13 protein-coding genes are annotated in these 18068 nt (G+C 72.5%); 9 read left to right on the forward strand and 4 right to left on the reverse strand.

Annotated elements, in window-relative coordinates:
* Nucleotides 1-348: 348 nt before the first annotated feature.
* The 3 genes from AABA78_RS24490 (at nt 349) to AABA78_RS24500 (ending at nt 2628) form a co-directional block, all read left to right on the forward strand.
* A complete protein-coding gene (locus AABA78_RS24490) occupies nt 349-1386 on the forward strand; it encodes a hypothetical protein (RefSeq protein ID WP_338266305.1) in 1038 nt (345 codons plus the stop codon).
* A gap of 191 nt (nt 1387-1577) precedes the next feature.
* Nucleotides 1578-2123, forward strand: a complete 546-nt coding sequence (locus AABA78_RS24495; RefSeq protein WP_338266307.1) for a hypothetical protein — start codon at nt 1578-1580, stop codon at nt 2121-2123.
* A gap of 154 nt (nt 2124-2277) precedes the next feature.
* Nucleotides 2278-2628, forward strand: a complete 351-nt coding sequence (locus AABA78_RS24500; protein ID WP_171422093.1) for a hypothetical protein — start codon at nt 2278-2280, stop codon at nt 2626-2628.
* A gap of 11 nt (nt 2629-2639) precedes the next feature.
* Here the strand turns inward: AABA78_RS24500 and AABA78_RS24505 are convergent, their stop codons facing one another.
* Nucleotides 2640-4160: a peptidase M3 gene (locus AABA78_RS24505; protein WP_338266310.1), complete on the reverse strand. Its 1521-nt coding sequence runs from the start codon at nt 4158-4160 to the stop codon at nt 2640-2642.
* A gap of 217 nt (nt 4161-4377) precedes the next feature.
* On the opposite strand from AABA78_RS24505, the gene AABA78_RS24510 reads away from it, so the two are divergent.
* On the forward strand, nt 4378-5316 hold the full coding sequence (locus AABA78_RS24510; RefSeq protein ID WP_338266314.1) for an RluA family pseudouridine synthase: 939 nt from the start codon (nt 4378-4380) through the stop codon (nt 5314-5316).
* Between the two features lie 1207 nt (nt 5317-6523).
* On the opposite strand, the gene AABA78_RS24515 is transcribed toward AABA78_RS24510, so the two are convergent.
* Entirely contained in the window at nt 6524-6850 is a 327-nt protein-coding gene (locus tag AABA78_RS24515) for a hypothetical protein (RefSeq protein ID WP_338266315.1), read from the reverse strand.
* 75 nt (nt 6851-6925) lie between these two features.
* Nucleotides 6926-8485, reverse strand: coding sequence for a hypothetical protein (locus AABA78_RS24520; protein WP_338266317.1), 1560 nt, complete (start codon nt 8483-8485; stop codon nt 6926-6928).
* A gap of 88 nt (nt 8486-8573) precedes the next feature.
* On the opposite strand from AABA78_RS24520, the gene AABA78_RS24525 reads away from it, so the two are divergent.
* Nucleotides 8574-12176: a hypothetical protein gene (locus tag AABA78_RS24525; protein ID WP_338266318.1), complete on the forward strand. Its 3603-nt coding sequence runs from the start codon at nt 8574-8576 to the stop codon at nt 12174-12176.
* Nucleotides 12177-12189: 13 nt separating this feature from the next.
* Here the strand turns inward: AABA78_RS24525 and AABA78_RS24530 are convergent, their stop codons facing one another.
* Complete coding sequence (locus AABA78_RS24530; RefSeq protein ID WP_338266319.1) at nt 12190-13059, reverse strand: hypothetical protein; 870 nt, start codon at nt 13057-13059, stop codon at nt 12190-12192.
* Between the two features lie 60 nt (nt 13060-13119).
* Between AABA78_RS24530 and galU the strand changes: the two genes are divergently transcribed.
* The 4 genes from galU to priA all read left to right on the forward strand — a co-directional run bounded on the left by galU (nt 13120) and on the right by priA (nt 18063).
* Entirely contained in the window at nt 13120-14025 is a 906-nt protein-coding gene (gene galU, locus AABA78_RS24535; RefSeq protein ID WP_171417595.1) for a UTP--glucose-1-phosphate uridylyltransferase GalU, read from the forward strand.
* Complete coding sequence (locus tag AABA78_RS24540) at nt 14022-14777, forward strand: hypothetical protein (protein ID WP_338266321.1); 756 nt, start codon at nt 14022-14024, stop codon at nt 14775-14777. Before galU ends, AABA78_RS24540 begins: the two co-directional genes overlap by 4 nt.
* 99 nt (nt 14778-14876) lie before the next feature.
* Nucleotides 14877-15485, forward strand: a complete 609-nt coding sequence (locus tag AABA78_RS24545) for a glutathione S-transferase family protein (RefSeq protein ID WP_338266323.1) — start codon at nt 14877-14879, stop codon at nt 15483-15485.
* Nucleotides 15486-15669: 184 nt separating this feature from the next.
* Nucleotides 15670-18063: a replication restart helicase PriA gene (gene priA / locus AABA78_RS24550; protein ID WP_338266324.1), complete on the forward strand. Its 2394-nt coding sequence runs from the start codon at nt 15670-15672 to the stop codon at nt 18061-18063.
* The last annotated feature ends 5 nt before the right edge of the window (nt 18064-18068 follow it).

Consider the following 18068-nt stretch of genomic DNA (forward strand, 5'->3'; position numbering starts at 1 on the left):
CCTCCGGCGCCGCGCGGCGGACCGCCACCGCCCTCACGGCGCGGCGGTGCTCCGCGGTCGTCACGGCGCGGCGGGCCTCCGGCTGTCCGATTCTCATCACGTCCTGGCCGGGCAGGCGCGCGTGGAGCGCTCCCCCGGTTGTCCTCCTGGCGCCGTGGCGCCGAGGGCGTGGAGTCGGACTTCTTGGCCTGCTCCTCGGAGACGAGGCCCGCTTTCAACAACTTGTCTCGCAGGTTCTGCATGGGTTGGGCGTTCTATCCCTTGCACGGCCGCACGCAAGCCACCGCTTGCCGCTCCTGTCCCCCCCACGTAACTTGCCGCCCCCGCCGTCCTGGTCGTGGAGGTTCCGTGGGAAGTCTGACGAAGTCCGCCGCCCTCGCCCTGGTCCTGGCAGCCACCGGCTGCTCCGACCCCGTCGACAAGGCGGCCAAGGCCCGCATCTTCTCGGCGGAGGACCCGCCGAAGGTGGTGGCCTCGGCGAAGGAGAAGCTGCCGCCGGAAGACGTCGCGGACAACCCCCAGGTCTCCCGCCGCATCCTGGGCATGGACGCCGCGGAGGTGACCGAGCGACTGGGCCCGCACTTCTTCCAGTCCACCCTCAGCTACGAGTGGGCCGGCCCCAGCGGCAACAACCCCGTGAAGCTCACGGAGACGCGCTCCTTCCGCGCGGGCCCCGGCGGCGTCAACGGCGACTTCCACGGCATCCTGGAGAACTCGCGGGACCAGGGCCTGGAGGTGATGCGCGTGAAGGGCCAGGTCTTCGCTCGCAACCGCTACGGCCCGTACCGCCAGCGCCTGCGCGACCGCGGCATGGCCGAGCGCACCCGCACGGAGCTGACGGGCGCCATCCGCGACTTCGACAGCCTCTTCCAGGGCCGCATCAAGCTCACCCCCGCGGGCACCGTCACCCACGAGGGGCGCACCGCGTGGAAGTACAACGTCTCCCTGGGCGCCCCCCAGGAGGGCGGCACGCCGAAGAAGATGCCCGCCGCCTTCTCCCCCAAGAACGCGGACGAGACGACGAAGCGCCGCGCCAACTTCTTCGCGCACCGGCTGCCCCGCTCGCTGGAGGGCGAGGTGCTGGTGGACGCGGCCACGTCCGTCGTCCTCAAGGCCCGGCTGGACGGGCGCATCGGCGTGCCCCAGGAGAAGACCCCGGAGGCCGCGGAGCTGCGCATGACGCTGGAGTCCAGCCTGACGGAGATTGGCAAGGACCCCCAGCTCCAGCCGCCCCAGGACTTCCTGCCGGACGCGGACAAGCCCCAGGGCATCGCGGACGCGCTGGACCACTTCGGCATCCCGCGCACCAAGCCGGGGGACTCGCCCGCCACCCCGGGCGCCACGCCCGGCGCCCCCGACCCGGAAGACGAGGGCGAGGCCAACTGAAGTCCGTCCCACGCCTCCTGACCGTTGGAAGCCCCACGGCTTCACGGCCAGGAAGCTCGGAGGTGCGCCGGCCCCTGGAGGCTGTGACGGCCGTGTCCTGCGCGGGCCGCCGTTGCCCCCGGGGCCTCCCCGTAAGTGCTTGATGCGGCTGGGGAACCCCCCTGGCCCTGGCCTTGCTCTGGGGGAGCGCCATGTTCCGCTCCCCCCTCCCCCTGGCGTGCGCCGGGCTCGCGCTCCTGGCGACCCCGGCCCTCGCCGAACCGGCCCGCAACCTGGGCATCACCGTCGCGCCGCTGGGGGCCTACATGCTCAAGGGCGACGCGGAGGTGGGGCGCACCGTGGGCTACAGCGCGGGCCTGGGCTGGGCGTACCGCAAGCCGGGGGCGGTGCTGGAGGTGGGCGGACACCTGGCGTCCAGCCGGCACCTGACGGAGGTGACGCCCATGTCCGTGCGCGTGGTGCCCCTGGGGGACACCCGGGTGCGGCCCTTCCTGGGCGTGGGGGCCAGCCTGCTGGTGCCCCACTCACGGCCCCAGCCCGTGGCCCCGGACGCGCTGGGCAGCCGCGTGCTCCAGGTGGGCTTCGAGTTCTGCGGTGGCGTGGGCCTGGAGCTGGGGAAGAACCTCTTCCTCTCCGCCGAGGCGCGCTACCAGAACTTCTCCGCCAGGGGGGATCCCTTTTCCGGGCAGCGGCAGCACCTTCGCTCCACGTTCCTGGGCCTGGGGATGCGCCTGTAGCTGTAGCGGGTGGGGCGGGTCGCTACAGACAGGCAGCGGCCTGTTGGAAGAAATTTTGACGGCCCTCTTGCAGCCTCTACAATCCTCGTCGGTTGCGGCCCAGACGCATCTGACATGCTCGGGTGTTCAGGCGTGCACAACGAAGGGAGCGGAGATGGAGCGCAAGGTCGGAAGTAGCACGTTGACCGCGAAAGAGGTCAAGGCGGCGCTGGAGAAGTCCACCACGCTGACGGCCGAGGAGGAGAAGGCCCTGCGCATGCGCCACGGCGCGGGCGCCCCCAGCAAGAGCGCGCCGCTGCCCCGCGCCGCGGGTGCCAACGCGGAGCTCGCGGACGAGCTGCTCGTCATCGAGATGCAGCTGATGAAGGCCATGCGCGCGCGCACCGGCCAGACGCGCACGGCGGCCAACGACGCCAAGGCGCCCGCCGCGGTCCGCACCCGCGAGGCCCCGGCCAACGCGGCGAAGGACAAGATCGTCCGCGCGCTGCGCGCCAAGAAGAAGTAGGGGCGGTTTCCCTACTGGTTGAGGATGGCCACGAGGCGCGCTCCCGCCTCGGGCAACGCCAACGGCGTGCCCGAGACCTCCGTGGCCAGTCCCTCCGCGTCGGCGGCGCCGCCCCGCGCGAAGAGCCCCTTGAGCCAGGTGAAGGCGGCGGGGTTGCGCCAGAAGTCCTCGTTGAACCGCTCCAGCAGGTGCGCGGTGAGCCGGGTCTCCAGGGCCCAGGCCCGCAGGTAGCGGGTGACGTAGAGCTGCGAATCCACGTCATGCAGGAAGAAGCCCGGGTGCGGCTGCGCGAAGAGGGCGCGGCGCTGGCCGTCGGCATACTCGTCCGCGCGGTCGGCGGAGGCGCCCTTGGTGCTGAGCGACAGCTCGTAGGACAGCTTCGCGCAGTGGCGGCGCAGCACGGCCAGGGCCTGGAAGGCGCCCATGCGCACGACGTCCTTCGTCGTGCCGGACGGCAGGCCCAGGTAGCGCTTGAGCCAGGGCGGGGACAGGAGCAGCCGCTCGAAGGTGGCGGCGTAGGCCTCCGTGACGGACGCGTCGCCCAGCCGGCGCAGCTCCATGGGGGCGTCCTCGTCCACGTGGGCCAGGTGCCACGCGTGGCCCAGTTCGTGGAGCAGGTCGCCCAGCGCGTCCATCCCGCTGCGCGGCTGGAGGACCAGGCGGATTTCCTGGGGCACGCGCACGGCGGCGACGAAGGGGCGTGAGGCCTTGCCGGGGCGGGCCTCGTCGTCCAGGCGGATGCGGCCGCCGGCCTCCGGGTGCTGGCCCCAGTCGGACAGCCAGCGCATCACGGCGGGGACGGTGTCCTCGCGGCGGAAGTGGGCGTCCAGCCACGGGGCGCGCAGGGCGTGCTGCACGTCGTGGCGCCGCGCCTCGCCGCCGGGCAGCGGGCGCAGGGTGGGCTCCAGCTTGCGCAGCACGTAGGCCAGCACGTCGCGGTAGGCGTCCTCGGTGGCCTTGAGGGTCTCCTCGGCGGCCACGGCGAGCTTGCCCGCGTCGATGCCGGTGACGTCCTGGCGCAGCGAGGGGTAGTCCGGGAAGCCCAGCACCTCCGCGGCCTGGAGGGCGGCGTCGCGCCGGTCTCCGTACGGGCCCCGGTGGTCCCAGAGGAAGTTGCCGGCGCCGCGCTCCAGGAGGGCGCGGCGGGAGCGGCTGGATTCGCGCGGCAGCTGCGACAGGGCCTGGGCCAGCGACAGCGTCGTGTCGTCGGCGGGGATGTGGGAGCGGGCCTCCAGCGCGACGACGGCGTCCGCCGCGGCGAGGGCCAGGGACTCCTCCACCTGGGTGGCGATGAGCTCGCGCACGAGCGTGATGCGGCGGACGGCGACGGGGTCGTCCTTGCCGCGAGCGCGGGAGAGGGCCTCGTTGGCGGCGGCGAAGGTCTCCGGTGAGGACAGCTCCGGGAAGGAGGCGTACAGGCGCGCGACGGGGAGGTCCGGGGAGAGTCCGGCGCCGTAGCGGTACTGGAGGGTGGCCAGTTCGGCGAGGAAGTCATCCAGCCGCGACCGGACGGAGAGCAGGGGGCGGTCCATGGCGGGGCGGAAGGTAACAGGAAGCCCGCGTCAGGGTGGGGACCGCGCGCATAGAGTGTCGCGCCATGTCCTCCACCTCCGCTGCCCGGCCGCATGCTCCCCTGGAGTCCCCCACGGAAGGGGAGGGCGCGGGGGCAGGTGGCCCGGGCGCGATACGGCGCTCGGGGAGGGGCTCCGGGTCCGGGGGCCTCGCGGGGACGGACCGTGAGGGCGGGCGATGAAGCGCCGGACGTTCCGGGCGGAGGGGGCGCACGCGGGGCGTGTGCTGGTGGAGGCGGTGGCGGCGGAGCTGGGGCTGCCGGTGGCGGACGTGCGGCGGCTGGTGGACGTGGGCGCCGTGTACGTGGCGGGGCGCCGCGCGCGGGACGGGGCGGCGCGGCTGCAGCCCGCGCAGGTGGTGACGGTGGTGCTGGAGGAGGCGGGGCAGAGTCCCCTGGAGGCCGCGAAGCCGGCGGCCCCCTTGCGCGTGCTGTTCGAGGACGCGGACGTCATCGCGGTGGACAAGCCCGCGGGCCTGAACGCGCAGCCCACGGAAGGGCGCGTGGGCGGAAGCCTCGTGGACGTGGTGAGCGAGCACCTGGGACGGCAGGCGGGCCTGGTGCACCGGCTGGACCGGGAGACCTCCGGGGTGACGGTGTTCGGCAAGACGGCCGCGGCCACGTCCGCGCTGGCGGAGGCGTTCCGGGAGGGCACCGCGCGCAAGCGGTACCTCGCGGCGACGGGGCCGGGGCTTCCGGCGGGCGGCACGGTGGACCTGCCCCTGTCGAAGGACCCGTCTCGGCCGGGGCGCTGGCGGGCGACCCGCGCGGCCAATGGCGTGCCCGCGTGGACGGACTACCGGACGCTGTTCGCGGGCGACGCGTTCTGCCTGGTGGAGCTGCTGCCGCGGACGGGCCGCACGCACCAGCTCCGGGCGCACCTGACGGCGCTGGGCACCCCCATCCTGGGGGACGCGCGCTACGGCGGCGCGGGGAGCGCGGGGAGGCTGATGGCGCCGCGCTGCCTGCTGCACGCGCACGTGCTGGAGCTGGGCCATCCGCGCACGGGCCGGCCGCTGCGGCTGGAGGCGCCGGTGCCGGAGGACCTGCGGGCCTTCTTCGACGCGGCGGGGGTGGGCATTCCGGAGGGGGCCATCGGGGCGGCGGCCGCCCCCTGAGCACCTGGAAACCCCGGGGCCCTTCGTGGGAGCGGACAGGGTGCCCCCGTCGCGCGCATCGTGTGTAGACTGGGGGCTTCATGGGTGGCGGGAGACACGGCAAGGGCCCAGGGACGCCGGAGCCCTTTCCTCGCGGACCGGGGACGGGGTCGCGAGGCGAGGACGTGCGAGGCGCGGTGGCCCAGGTCTGCCGGGATGCCGCTCGGTTGCTCCGGGAGGGGCAGGCGGCGCGGGCGTATTCCGGCCTGGTGTCCGCCAGCCGTTCCCTGCCGATGACGCCCCGGCTCGCGGCGGTGCTGGTCCGCTGCGCGCTGCGTGCGGGCACGGAGCGCGCCGTCATCACCCTGCTGGACGCGGCGATGGTGACGGAGCGGGGCGAGGTGCGCCGTGAGGTCCGCCGGCAGCTGTCGCGGGTGTTGCGGCGCACGGGGCAGGAGGCGCGCGCCGCGGCGGTGCTCAACGGCCTGTTGATGGACGCGCCCGACGACGCCAGGGCCCGCTTCGTGCTGGACGTGCTGCGCGAGAGGGTGGCGAAGGCGAAGGAAGCGCCGTCGCGGCGGCCGCCCGCGGAGGACGACGAGTCCCGGACGAAGACCGTGGAGGTGTCCGCGCTGGCGCTGTCGGATCCGGAGCTGGGCAACACGGTGGTGGAGATGCCGGTGGTGCAGGCGCCGCCAGCAAGGGCTCCGCGAGCCGACACGGTGCAGGTCCCCCTGGGCGAGTGGGCCGGGCTGGGACGGACGGCGTCGCGAGGACCGGAGTTCCCCTGGGAGGATGAAGGACCGGGCAAGGCCCGGGTGGTGACGCCGCCGCAGGGGGCGAGGTCGGTTCCGGAGCCCGTGCCGTACGCGAGGGGGACGGAACGGAGTGGGTTCGGCTCGGGTGCCGGGGCTTCCGAAGCACGGGGGCTTGAGGTTGAAGGCCCCGCTGAGAAGCCGGAGTCCGTGGCGCAGGGGGCCGGCGAGAAGGCACCGGATACGGCGCGTCCTGCCGAGGTAGCGCCGTCGCTGAGTGACAGGGGCGCAGAGGCATCGGATGAGTCGCCGCTGGGGGATGGGGTGTCGGCGTTGGTTGGTACGTCGAACGTCCCGCCGTCCGGTGATGCGGCGTCGATGACCGATGCGGAGAACGCCGCAGCCTTGAACGCGTCGTCGTCCGTGGCCGTGGCGCCGGAGTCCGACAGCGTCACTGCGGCGTCGGATCCGGCTCAGGCACCGTCGAGTGCGGTCGTGGCGTCGACTGGGGCAGCGGCGTCGGATGCGGTGCAGGCACCTGCGCGCGTTGTGGGCGCATCGAGCACAGCGTCGTCCGCAGAGGCGACCCATGCGCCGTCGCGCGGCGCGGCGGTGTCGAGCGGTCCGTCGTCCACGAGCGTTGCGGACTTGCCTGAGCGCGGCGTCGCGGTGTCGAGCGATTCGTCCGCGGGCGGTGCGGACTTGCGTGAGCGCGGCGTCGCGGTGTCGAGCGATTCGTCTGCGGGCGGTGCGGACTTGCGTGAGCGCGGCGTCTCGGTGTCGAGCGGTCCGTCGTCCACGAGCGTTGCGGACTTGCCTGAGCGCGGCGTCGCGATGTCGAGCGATTCATCGTCGGTAGATGCGCCCCAGGCGTCTCAGCGCGGCGTCGCGGTCTCGAGCGATTCGTCCGCGAACAGTGCGGACTTGTCAGAGCGCGGCGTCCCGGTATCGAGCGATTCGTCGTCCGCTAATGCCGCAGATATGCCTGCGAGTGGCGTCGCGGTGTCGAGCGATTCGTCGCCCGCGAGCGGTGCGGACTTGCCTGCGAATGGTGTCGCGGTGTCGAGCGCCTCGTCGTCCGCGAATGCTGCCGATGTGCCTGCGAGTGGCATTGCGGTGTCGAGCGGTTCGGCGTCCGCGAATGCTGTCGATGTGCCTGCGAGTGGCATTGCGGTGTCGAGCGATTCGGCGTCCGCGAATGCTGTCGATGTGCCTGAGCAAGTCATCGCGGCATTGGGTGTATCGCCTTCCGCGGACGTGCCCGAACACGTCCTCGCGGCGTTGAGCGCATTGCTGTTGGCGGACGAGACGCGGACTCCTGCGAGCGCCGAAACAGCATCGCGCGCATCGTCTTCTGTCGAGGTGCCACAGGCACCTGACCACAGCGTCGCGGTGCCGAACGTGGCGTCGGCCGCGGATGCGCCACGGGGGTTCGAACCTGTTGAAGCCGCATCGAGCGCGTCGTCGCCAGTGGATGCGGCACAGGCGCCTGCGCATGTCGTATCGCCAGCCAACGCGGCACAGGCTCCCGAGCACGTGGCTGCGACGTCGAACGTGTCGTCACCGCCCGCGAACACGGCGGTAGCGTCCGAAACGACGTCGTCGGATGCAACGCAAACGCCCGACGAGAAATCCATCGCCGCACCGAGTGCGTCGTCGGCGACACGGGCGCCTGAAGAAATGGCCGTGACGCCGACGGCCGAAGTGCGTGGCGTCGCGGCGTCGAACACGTCGCCCGTCGATGCGGCCTCCACGTCCGAAAAGCCGCCTGTCGCCGCGCCGAACGCCTCTCCGGTGTTCGAGTCGACGCAGGTCTTCGGCAAGAGGCTCGAAGAGGCATCTCCAGCCGAGACCGCACAGGCCCTCGAAGAAAAGCCCGCGACGGCGGCGCGGAAGCCATCCGACGAAGCACCCGCCGTCGTGGCGGGGGCAGCCTCGAAGACCGCGGGGCACGACGAGTCCGCACCAGAGCGGATGCCACCGCGTCCGCTCGTATCGGTGCTGGTCCCGGGAGCGCCCTCCAAGGCTTTCGACGAAGACGAATCAACGTCGGAGATGCTCCTTCCGCGCCCGGCCGGATCGGCAGCTGAAGCGCCGGCGAAGGCCTCCAACGAGAACGCGGTGGCGACGGAGAACCTCCCCCCGCGTCGGCCCGAACCGGCCGGGACGCAAGCAAAGCCATCCAGCGAGAACGCATCGACGCCGAAGAAGACGCCTCCACGCCAGCCGGATGCGGTGCTGGTGCCGGGTGGTCCCTCGAAGGGCTTCGACGCGGACGAAGCGACGTCGGAAGTCATCCTCCCGCGTCCGGCCGACGCTTCCGCGAAGACCCCGGATGCACGCGCGTCGGCGGAGCGGAGTTCTTCCAGCGCGGTCCTGGTTCCAGGCGCGCCAGCAATGGCGTTCGACGAGGAAGAATCGACCTCGGAGCTCATCCCGCCCGAGCGTGTCGAAGCGGAGAAGGGCGCTGCCGCGTCAACGCAGTCCCGTGCCGAGAAGCCAGCCGCCCCGCGAAGGGCCTCCGTGCTGGTCCCCGCCACCGCGAAGCCCGCGTTCGACGAAGAGGAATCGACGTCGGAAGTGGTCTTCCCGCAGCCGGATTCATCCACACCCAGCGCACCGGCGCAGGCAACTCCCGCTGCTCCCAAGCGCGACTCCACGCGCCTCCCCTCGGTGAAGCCCACCGAGCCCGGCACGAGCCCCGCTCCGGACGCGGCTTCCTCCGCGCGCGGCTCGGACGAGGGCTCGGAACGGGCCGGGTCGCAGCGGCAGGAGGCCCAGCTCATCGCGCGCCGTGCGTGGCGCGAGCTGGCGCAGCTGTACCTCAAGCGCGCGGACCGCGCGAAGGACGCCCCGGAGCGCGCTGAAGCGCTCACCCGGCTCGCGGAGGTGATGGAGAACGAGCTCCAGGACTCCGCGGGCGCCGCGCGCATGTACCGGGAGATCGTCGAGCTGACCGGCGAGCGCACCGCGTTGCGTGAGCAGGTCCGCCTCCTGTCCCAGCGCGAGGACGCCTCGCTCGTGCGCCGTGCGCTCGATGACGCGATCGCGCGGGCGAGGACCTCCCGGGCCCGGGCCGTGGCCCTGCTGACGCGCGGCGAGCGGCAGCTGAACATGGGCGTCCCCGCCAAGGCGCGCGAGGACTTCGAGGCGGCGGATGCGCTCGTGCCCGGAATGCTGCCCGTGCTCGCGGGGCTCGTGCGCAGTGTCTCCGACGAGGAGCGCTTCGCCCAGGTGGAGCGGCTGCGCGCCGCCTGTGCCGCCGCGCCGCGCCGCGCGCCGGATCGCCTGGAGGCGCTGCGGGTGCTCGCGAAGACCGCGGAGGAGTCACTGGGTGACCTGCGCATCGCGCAGTGGGCCTGGGCCGAGGTGCTCGCGGAGAGCCCCGACAACGAGCAGCCCCGGGAGCACCTGCTGGCGCTCGCGCGCCGCCTGGGGGACCTGCCCGCGCTGAGCCAGTTGCTGCACGCGCAGCTGGCCCGTGAGCCTCGGGGACCGGCCGCGCGCAAGGCGCACCTGGAGCGGGTCGCCACGCTGGAGGCGATGGGCGACGCGGGCGCGGCCCTGGCGGAGCTGCGCCAGGCCGTGCGCTTCGAGCCGGGGCACAAGGAGGCCTGGCTGCTGCTCGCGGACCGCTGCACGGAGCGCGAGCAGTTTGGCGAGGCCGCCTGGGCGCTGGAGAACGCGGCCACCGCGACGGAGGACGACGAGGAGCGCCAGCACACGTGGGAGCGGCTCGCGCTCTTCTGCCGCGAGGTGCTGCACAACACGGAGAAGGCCCGTCTCTACGCGCGCCGCGCCGAGAGCCTGCGAAAGTCTCGCGAGCAGCGCGCCCGTCCGCCTCCACCCGAGCCCGCGCGCACGGCGCCGCCGCAGACCGTCGGGGTGCCGCCGCCGTCGGTGCTCGTGGCGCCGCCGTCGGTGCTCGTGCCCTCGAAGCGCAAGGACCTGTCGGACGAGGTGACGTCCAACACGGATGTCCCATCGTTGCTCAAGGCGGAGGAGGTCTCGGCCGACGATGCACCGGCGAAGCGTTCGCCCCGGGCGAAGGACGGCACTGCCCGAAAGGCCAAGGCATCAGCCGCTGTGTCCAAGCCGAAGGCCCCCTCGGGACGCCATGCTCCCGTGGGCACCACGGCACCAAACACGGAGGCTGCTCACTCGCCGAAGGCCTCGTCTGGCCGTCACGCACCCATGGGCGCCACGGCACCGAACACGGAAGCTTCACGCCAACCGAAGGCCCCGTCCGGCCGTCACGCCGCCGCAGGCGCCACGGCACCAAACACGGACGCCACCCGCCAGCCCAAGGCCCCGTCCGGCCGTCACGCATCGGTCGCGAACACCTCGCCGGAAGCAGAGCCACCCCGTCGCTCAGCGTCCACGAAGGCGCCAGCGGAAGGCCCCGCCTCACTCGCGGAATCCGTCCCCGCTCCCAGCGGCATGGCCCGGGCCATGAAGCCCCCTCGCGGTGCCGCGAGCGAGCCAGCACTCACTTCGGACGACGGAGCCTCCGCACCCGACCGCAAGCAGCGCGCGCCCGCCGCACCGCCCCGCGAAAGCACCACGGCCTTCGGCGCACCGCTCCCTCTGGACGCGGAGCTCGAAGCCGCCGTATCGCGCAAGGCCGCCACCGCCCCCGAGGACAACGCCTCCCCGGCCGCCCGCGCCTCCAAGAACGCGGGCACGCAGATCCGCGAAGCCCCCTCCCGCGTGGAACGCGCCCCGCGCGCTGGCCACGCGCCCCGGCTCCCGCTGTCCGCCAGCGGCGTGGAACCTCCCGCACCGCCCCGTGCCCCGCTGTCCGCCAGCGGCGTGGAGCCCCCGGCCCCCGCGCCCCGTGCCATGGCCGGAGCCTCGCGTCCCGTCGCCCCTCCGGCCAGGGGCCGCGGCGCTCCCGAAGCCCCTCCCGACATCCCCCTCCTCAGCCAGATACCGAGCGAGGACGAAGATGAGGACGCGATGGAACTCGGCGACGGGCCCGTAGAGGCCACGAGCGTCATCGCGTGGGAAGCGCCTCCGGGCCGCATGGACCCCGTGCGCCGCATCCACCGCGCCGGCCGTCCCGAGGGCACCGTCGCCGGCCCGGCCCCCACGCGCCCCCAGGCCGGGGGCCGCCCCACCGCCGGCTCCACCGAGACCCGCGAAACACCCGCCGCCGTCCTGGACGCCGCGCCTCCCGCCGACGCCACCTCCGCGGAGCCCATCGTCTTCAAGCTCGTGCGCGAGCGTCCGCTCGACCCGAAGCCCTACCGCGGCCTCGTGGACCACTTCGACCAGCGCGGCGACGTCACCCGCGCCGCGCTCATGCGCGAGCTCGCGGACGCCCTGGAAGGCCGCGACGTCCCCGCGCCCCGCGTGCAGCGCGGCCCCCTCTCCAACCAGGAGCGCGCCGGCCTGCGCCACCCGGGCCTGCGCACCCCGTCCGGGGAGCTGCTCGCGTGCGTGGGCATCGCGCTGTGCCGGCTGTTCCCGTCACCCGCGCGCATCGCCAGCACCTCGGAGCCCCTGCGCGCGTCCGCGGGCCCGGGCGCCACCGCCATCCTGGACGCGCTGCACACCACCGCGCGCCTGCTGGGCGTGCCCCTGCCAGAGCTCGTCGCGGGCGACGACGACACCGCCAACATCACCCCGCTGCACACCTCCGCCCCGCGCCTCGTCGTGGGCCGGCTCCTCGTGCAGCAGCCCCCCACCAACGCCGAGCTGCGCTTCCACGCCGGCCGCGCGCTGTTCTCGCTGTCGCCGGACCTGCTCGCCCTGCGCGCGCTGCGCAAGGACCACCTGCTGCGCGCGCTCGCGCTCTTGTCCTCCGTCCTCAAGAACCCGAAGGACGCCGGCGACGACGCCCGCGTGGTGCGCGAATCCCTGTCCCCCAGGGGCCTGGAGCGCGCCGCCCTCCTGATGGAGCCCGGCACCCGCGACTTCGACGCGAGCCTGCTGGTCGCCGCCGCGCGCGACTCCGCCAACCGCGCGGGGCTCGTCGCCTGCGGAGGCCCCGGGCCCGCGCTCACCGCGCTCCGGGCCCGCCGCCCCCATGACTCGGAGCTGGAGGAGCTGGTCCGCTTCGCCGCCTCCGAGCGCTACCTCGCCCTGCGGGACGCCGCCGAAGCGGGCCGCTCGGGGCGCTGAGCCGCCGGACGCTTCAGTTCGCGAGGATGCGCAGCGTGAGCGCCAGCACGCGCCCGTTCAGCCCGCCCAGGTCGTGCTGGTACGACAGGTCCACGCCGCCGCCGCCGGGCGACATGTAGCCCGTGCCCACCGTTAGGCGCGACAACCGCTGGAAGCCGTCGTACGTGTAGCCCACGCGCAGGGGAACCGTCTGGTCGAGCACGTACTCCACGCCGGTGTTGTACGTGAACACCGCCGAGTCGCGCGTCTCGAAGTCCGCGCGCATGTCGAACGCCACCACCAGCGCCGGCCCCACGTAGGCCGTGTGCGCGGAGAAGTAGCGCGTCTGCTCCACGTTCTCCGTGTCGATGAGGTTGTGCCCCGACACGCCCAGCGTCAGCTGCTCGCTCATCCGCACCAGGATGCCCGCGTCCAGCGTGATGGAGTTGGCGAAGCGCGACTGGCCATTCAGCCGCAGGTAGTGCCCCGACAGGCCGATGAGCAGCGACTGGCTCAGCGGCAGCGCCGCGCCCAGCGTGCTCAGGTTCGCGGACGTCCGTCCTCCGCCGCGCCCCAGCGACAGCCAGTGGTAGTCCACGCCCAGCGCCAGCCGGCCGCTGCTGGAGTCCGCCAGGCTGACGCCCAGGTAGCCCTCCTTGTTGCGCGGGTCGTACGCGCCCGTGCCCTCGATGCGGTAGGCCGGGTACAGCGCCATCGCCGCGGGATTGCCCAGGAGTGCATCCGCACCCAGGCCCGTGGCCCGGAAGGCGCTGCCCATGCCCAGGGTCCGGGCACTCGCGATGTTGCGCAGCTCCTCGGCGGGTTCGTTGGTGGCGGCCCGGGCGGCGAAGGGGACCACGGACAGCGTCAAGGACAGGGCGGCAACGATGGCACGGAGCGGCATGGCGCCGGGGAATCTATCCGGCTTGCTGGGGTTCTGGGCCACCAATAGATTCCCCGCCCCATGTCCTCTCCTGACACGAAGGCAGCGAAGCTCATCCGCAAGTGCGTCATTCCCGCCGCCGGCCTGGGCACGCGTTTCCTCCCGGCCACCAAGGCCGTGCCCAAGGAGATGCTGCCCATCGTCGACACGCCCACCCTCCAGTACATCGTGGAGGAGGCCGTCGCCGCGGGCATCGAGGACGTGGTCGTCATCAACGGCCGCGGCAAGTCCGCCATCGAGGACCACTTCGACATCGGCTTCGAGCTGGAGACGACGATGCGCGCCCGCGGCAAGACGGCGGAGGCCGACAAGCTGCGCGCCATCGCGAACCTGGTCCGCATCATCAGCGTGCGCCAGAAGGAGCCGCTGGGCCTGGGCCACGCGGTGCTGTGCGCCAGGAGCGTCATCGGCAACGAGCCCTTCGGCGTCCTCTTGGGCGACGACATGATCGACTCGCCGGAGGAGCCCGGCATCGGCCAGCTGGCGCGCATCTACCAGCAGCACCAGAAGGCCGTCATCGCGCTGATGGAGGTCCCCGACAGCGAGACGCACCTGTACGGCATCGCCGCCGGCAAGGACCTGGGCAACGGCGTCATTCAAATCGACCACGTGGTGGAGAAGCCCAAGAAGGGCACCGCCCCGTCGAACCTGGCCGTGATTGGACGCTACGTGCTGCCCCCGTCCATCTTCCCCATCCTGGAGAAGCAGACCACGGGCGTGGGCGGCGAAATCCAGCTCACGGACGGCCTGGCCACGCTCCAGAAGACCGAAGGTCTGCTGGGCTACAAGTTCCAGGGCCAGCGCTACGACGCCGGTGACAAGGTGGGTTACCTCAAGGCGAACATCGCCTATGCGCTCAAGCGCCCCGACCTGCGCGGAGGACTCCTGGAGTACCTGCGCGAGGTCGTCAAGACGGAGAAGCCGTGAAGCGTCTCATCGCCGTATCCGCAGTCCTTGTCTCCCTCGTCGCCGGCGCCTACGTGCTGCCCGGTGGCTCCATCCTCCGGCGCATGGCCACCGCGCGGGAGGAGAAGCACCTGTCCGCCTTCCGCGTGGAAGGCTCCGTCATCTTCTCCTCCACGGGCGTGGCGGAAGCGGGGGCCGCCCTCAACGTCCCCACCGACCGCCCGGAGCTCCAGGGGGACGGCGTGCTGTCGGTGAAGATTCCGGGCCGCTGCCGCTTCGACGCGAGCTCGCCGGACAGCAGCCTCAAGGCCGCCACCGTGCAGGTCTCCGGCAGGAAGCGCGTGGAGGGCAAGGAGGTGCCCGCCATCTCCGTGCTCGTGGCCCAGGTGTGCGCCATCCTCGCGCAGGACGCGGGCAGCGTGCAGGACACCAAGCTGGCCCAGGAGGCGTACCTCCAGGGCCTGGGCGTCAACACGAAGGTCACGTCGCTCGCGCGCTTCGGCGGCGAGGTGGCCTACGTCCTGGGTGACCCCGCGGAGGGCAAGCCCCAGTTCTGGGTCTACAAGGACGCCTTCCGGCCCGCGCGCCTGCGCTACTCGGACGCGTCCGGGGCGGCCTGGGACGTGCGCTTCGTGGACTACGCCTCGCCCTCCACCGGGGACTGGATGCCCCGCACGGTGGAGGTGTGGAAGGCGGGCCAGCGCGTGCTGCGCTTCACCGCCCTCAAGGCGGACAACCGCTCGGCCGTGTCGGACAAGCTCTTCACGCCGTAGCGCGTCAGCCGAATCGCTTGCGATGGGCGGGACTCACGGTGAAAGTCCCGCCCGTTCCAGGGCCGGGATTTCCCCGGCCCCGTGGCGGAGGCGATTCACATGAAGCTCTATGGCAACCCGATGAGCACGTGCACCCGCAAGGTCCTCACCGTCCTGGCGGAGAAGGGCCGCGAGGTCGAGTTCATCAACATCGACCTGCAGAAGGGCGAGCAGAAGACGCCCGCGCACCTGGCCCGCCAGCCCTTCGGTGTGGTGCCCGCGCTGGAGCTGGACGACGGCTTCATCATGTACGAGTCGCGCGCCATCAGCCGCTTCCTGGACCGCACCCTGCCGGGCACGTCGCTGACGCCCGCGGACCCCAAGGCCTACGCGCTGATGGAGCAGTTCATGGGCGTGGAGCAGTCCTACTTCTCCGGCCCGGCCATGAAGATCGTCATGGAGCGCTTCCGGGGCACCAACAACGAGCAGAACATCGCCCTGGGCCGCGAGGGCGTGAAGCGTCCGCTGGAGGTCATCGACGCGGCGCTGGCGAACCGGCCGTTCCTCGCGGGCAATGACTTCACGCTCGCGGAGGTCGTCTGGGCGCCGTACATGGAGTACCTCTTCATGATGGGCGAGAAGGACCTCGTCGCCCCGCACAAGAACGTGATGGCCTGGTGGGACCGCGTGTCCAACCGCCCGTCCGTGAAGAAGGCCTTCGGCAAGTAGCCGCCCGCACGCTTCCTTCCTTCCGCGCCGTTCACAGTCACCCGGGCCTCTTCCGCACCCTGGTTTTCCAGGGACGGGAGGGGCCCTTCGTGCTTCCGGGGCCCGGGGATGTCAGACGCTCGGGGCACAGTGGATCCCGGGTGCAGGACGGGCGGGGTGGGGCACTGGCGGCAAGAGGGCGGTCATGGAGCAAGAGCACTTCGCGCTGGGTGGTTTTCCGCAGGGACCGGCAGAGACCTCCTCTCGCGGTTCCATTCCCCTGCGGACGCGGCGTACGGAAGTGGGACGGGAACTGTCGCAGCGGGAGCACACCGCTACAGTGCGCCCCGTCGTGAGCGCCACCCCTGCCCAACTTGCGTCCGTCGCCGTGGGCCGTCCCGTGCGCGGGGAGTTCACCTACCTGGTGCCGGAGGCACTCGGGGACAAGCTCGCCCCGGGGCAGCGCGTGCTGGTGCCCTTCGGCCGGGGCATGGCGCTGGGCTTCTACCTGGGGCCCGCGAACGCGCCGGTGGAGGGCGGCGTGCGGCTCAAGCCCATCCAGCGCGTGCTGGAGGACTCGCCGTCCCTGCCCAAGGACCTCATCGCGCTCCTGCGCTTCACCGCCGAGCACTACCGCTATCCGCTGGGCGAGGTCATCCGCGGCGCGCTGCCGCCGGGCCTCTCCACCGCGGTGGATGAGAAGGAAGCGAAGCCGGACATCCAGTTCTTCGTGGAGGCGCTCGTCACGGAGGTGCCCCCTCAGCTGGCCCGCGCCCCGGCGCAGGCCGCCGTGCTCCAGTACCTCCTGGCGGTGGGGGGCCGCGCGCCGCTGGACGAGGTGACGCACGCCATCCCCGGCGCTCGCGAGACGCTGAAGAAGCTGGCGACGCGCAAGTTCGTGAAGTGGGTGGAGGTGACGCTCCAGGCCGGCGTGCGCGAGGGGCTGGTGCAGAACCGCCCGGACCGGCTCACCCCGGAGCAGGCCCTGGCGGTGAAGGAGCTCCAGGGCGCCGTCGACGCGGGCGGCTTCCAGCCGTACCTCCTGCACGGCGTCACCGGCAGCGGCAAGACGGAGGTGTACCTGCGCGCGGTGGAGCACACGCTCGCGCGCGGCCTGGGCAGCCTGGTGCTGGTGCCCGAAATCGCGCTGACGCCGCAGCTGGTGGGGCGCTTCCGCAGCCGCTTCGGCGGCGACGTGGCGGTGCTGCACTCGGGGCTGAAGGACCGCGAGCGGCTGTTCCACTGGCAGGCCCTGCGCAAGGGCACGGTGAAGATCGCCGTGGGCGTGCGCTCGGCGGTGTTCGCGCCGGTGGAGCACCTGGGGCTCATCGTCGTGGACGAGGAGCACGACCCGTCCTTCAAGCAGGACGAGAAGCTGCGCTACCAGGCGCGCGACCTGGCGGTGGTGCGCGGCAAGCAGGCCGGCGCGGTGGTGGTGCTGGGCTCGGCCACGCCGTCCCTGGAGACGCTCCAGAACACGCGCTCCGGCCGCTACAAGCTCGTCGAGCTGAAGAACCGCGTGGATGACCGGCCCATGCCCACCATCAACCTGGTGGACCTGCGCGTGGAGCGTCCGCGCGAGGGGCAGGTGACGGAAGAGGCGCCCATCCTGAGCCCGCAGATGCTCCAGGCCATGGAGGAGACGGTGGCCAAGGGGCAGCAGGTCATCCTGTTCCTCAACCGCCGCGGCCACAGCACCATCCTCTTGTGCGAGGTGTGCGGCCTGTCGCTCAAGTGCCACGACTGCGACGTGTGCATGACGCACCACCGCTCCCAGAACCGGGTGGTGTGCCATTACTGCGGCGTGGCGTTCCCGGTGCCGAACGCCTGCCGCGAGTGCACGGGCCCGTTGCTCAAGCTGGGCATCGGCACGGAGCGCGTGGAGGCGGAGGTCCTGGAGAAGATGCCGCACGCCCGCGTGGCGCGGTTGGACCGTGACTCCGCGACGAGCGCGGAGAAGCTGACGGAGCTGCTGGCCTCGTTCGCGCGGCGGGAGCTGGACGTGCTGGTGGGCACGCAGATGGTGGCCAAGGGGCACGACTTCCCGGGCGTGACGCTGGTGTGCGTGGTGATGGCGGACACGTCCCTGGCGATTCCCGATTTCCGAGCCGCCGAGCGGACCTTCCACCTGTTGACCCAGGTGGCGGGGCGCGCGGGGCGCGGCAAGGACCCGGGCCGGGTGCTGGTGCAGACCTACAACCCGGACGCGGAGCCGGTGAAGCGGGTGCTGGCGCACGACTTCGACGGGTTCTCCAAGCAGGAGCTGGAGTGGCGCAAGGCGCTGGCCTATCCGCCCTTCGCGCGCATGGCGGCCGTCCGGCTGGAGGGCGAGCACCCCGAGCAGACGGCGGGCGTGGCGCGCTTCCTGGGAAACCTGGTCGGGCGGCACATGCCGCCGGCCTCGGCGGGGGTGCGCCTTTTGGGGCCCGCCCTGGCGCCGATTGCCCGAATCCGGGGCAAGACGCGCTGGCAGCTGCTCCTGAAGGCGCCGACGCATTCTGCGCTCGCCCCATTGCTCGCCCGCCTGGAGGCGGCGTTGCCGGATGTGCCCAACGGGGTGAAGGTCGTCATCGACGTGGATCCCGGGGCCATGCTGTAGACTCC

The organism is Corallococcus caeni (genome assembly GCF_036245865.1).
GTDB classification, from domain to species: Bacteria; Myxococcota; Myxococcia; order Myxococcales; family Myxococcaceae; genus Corallococcus; species Corallococcus caeni.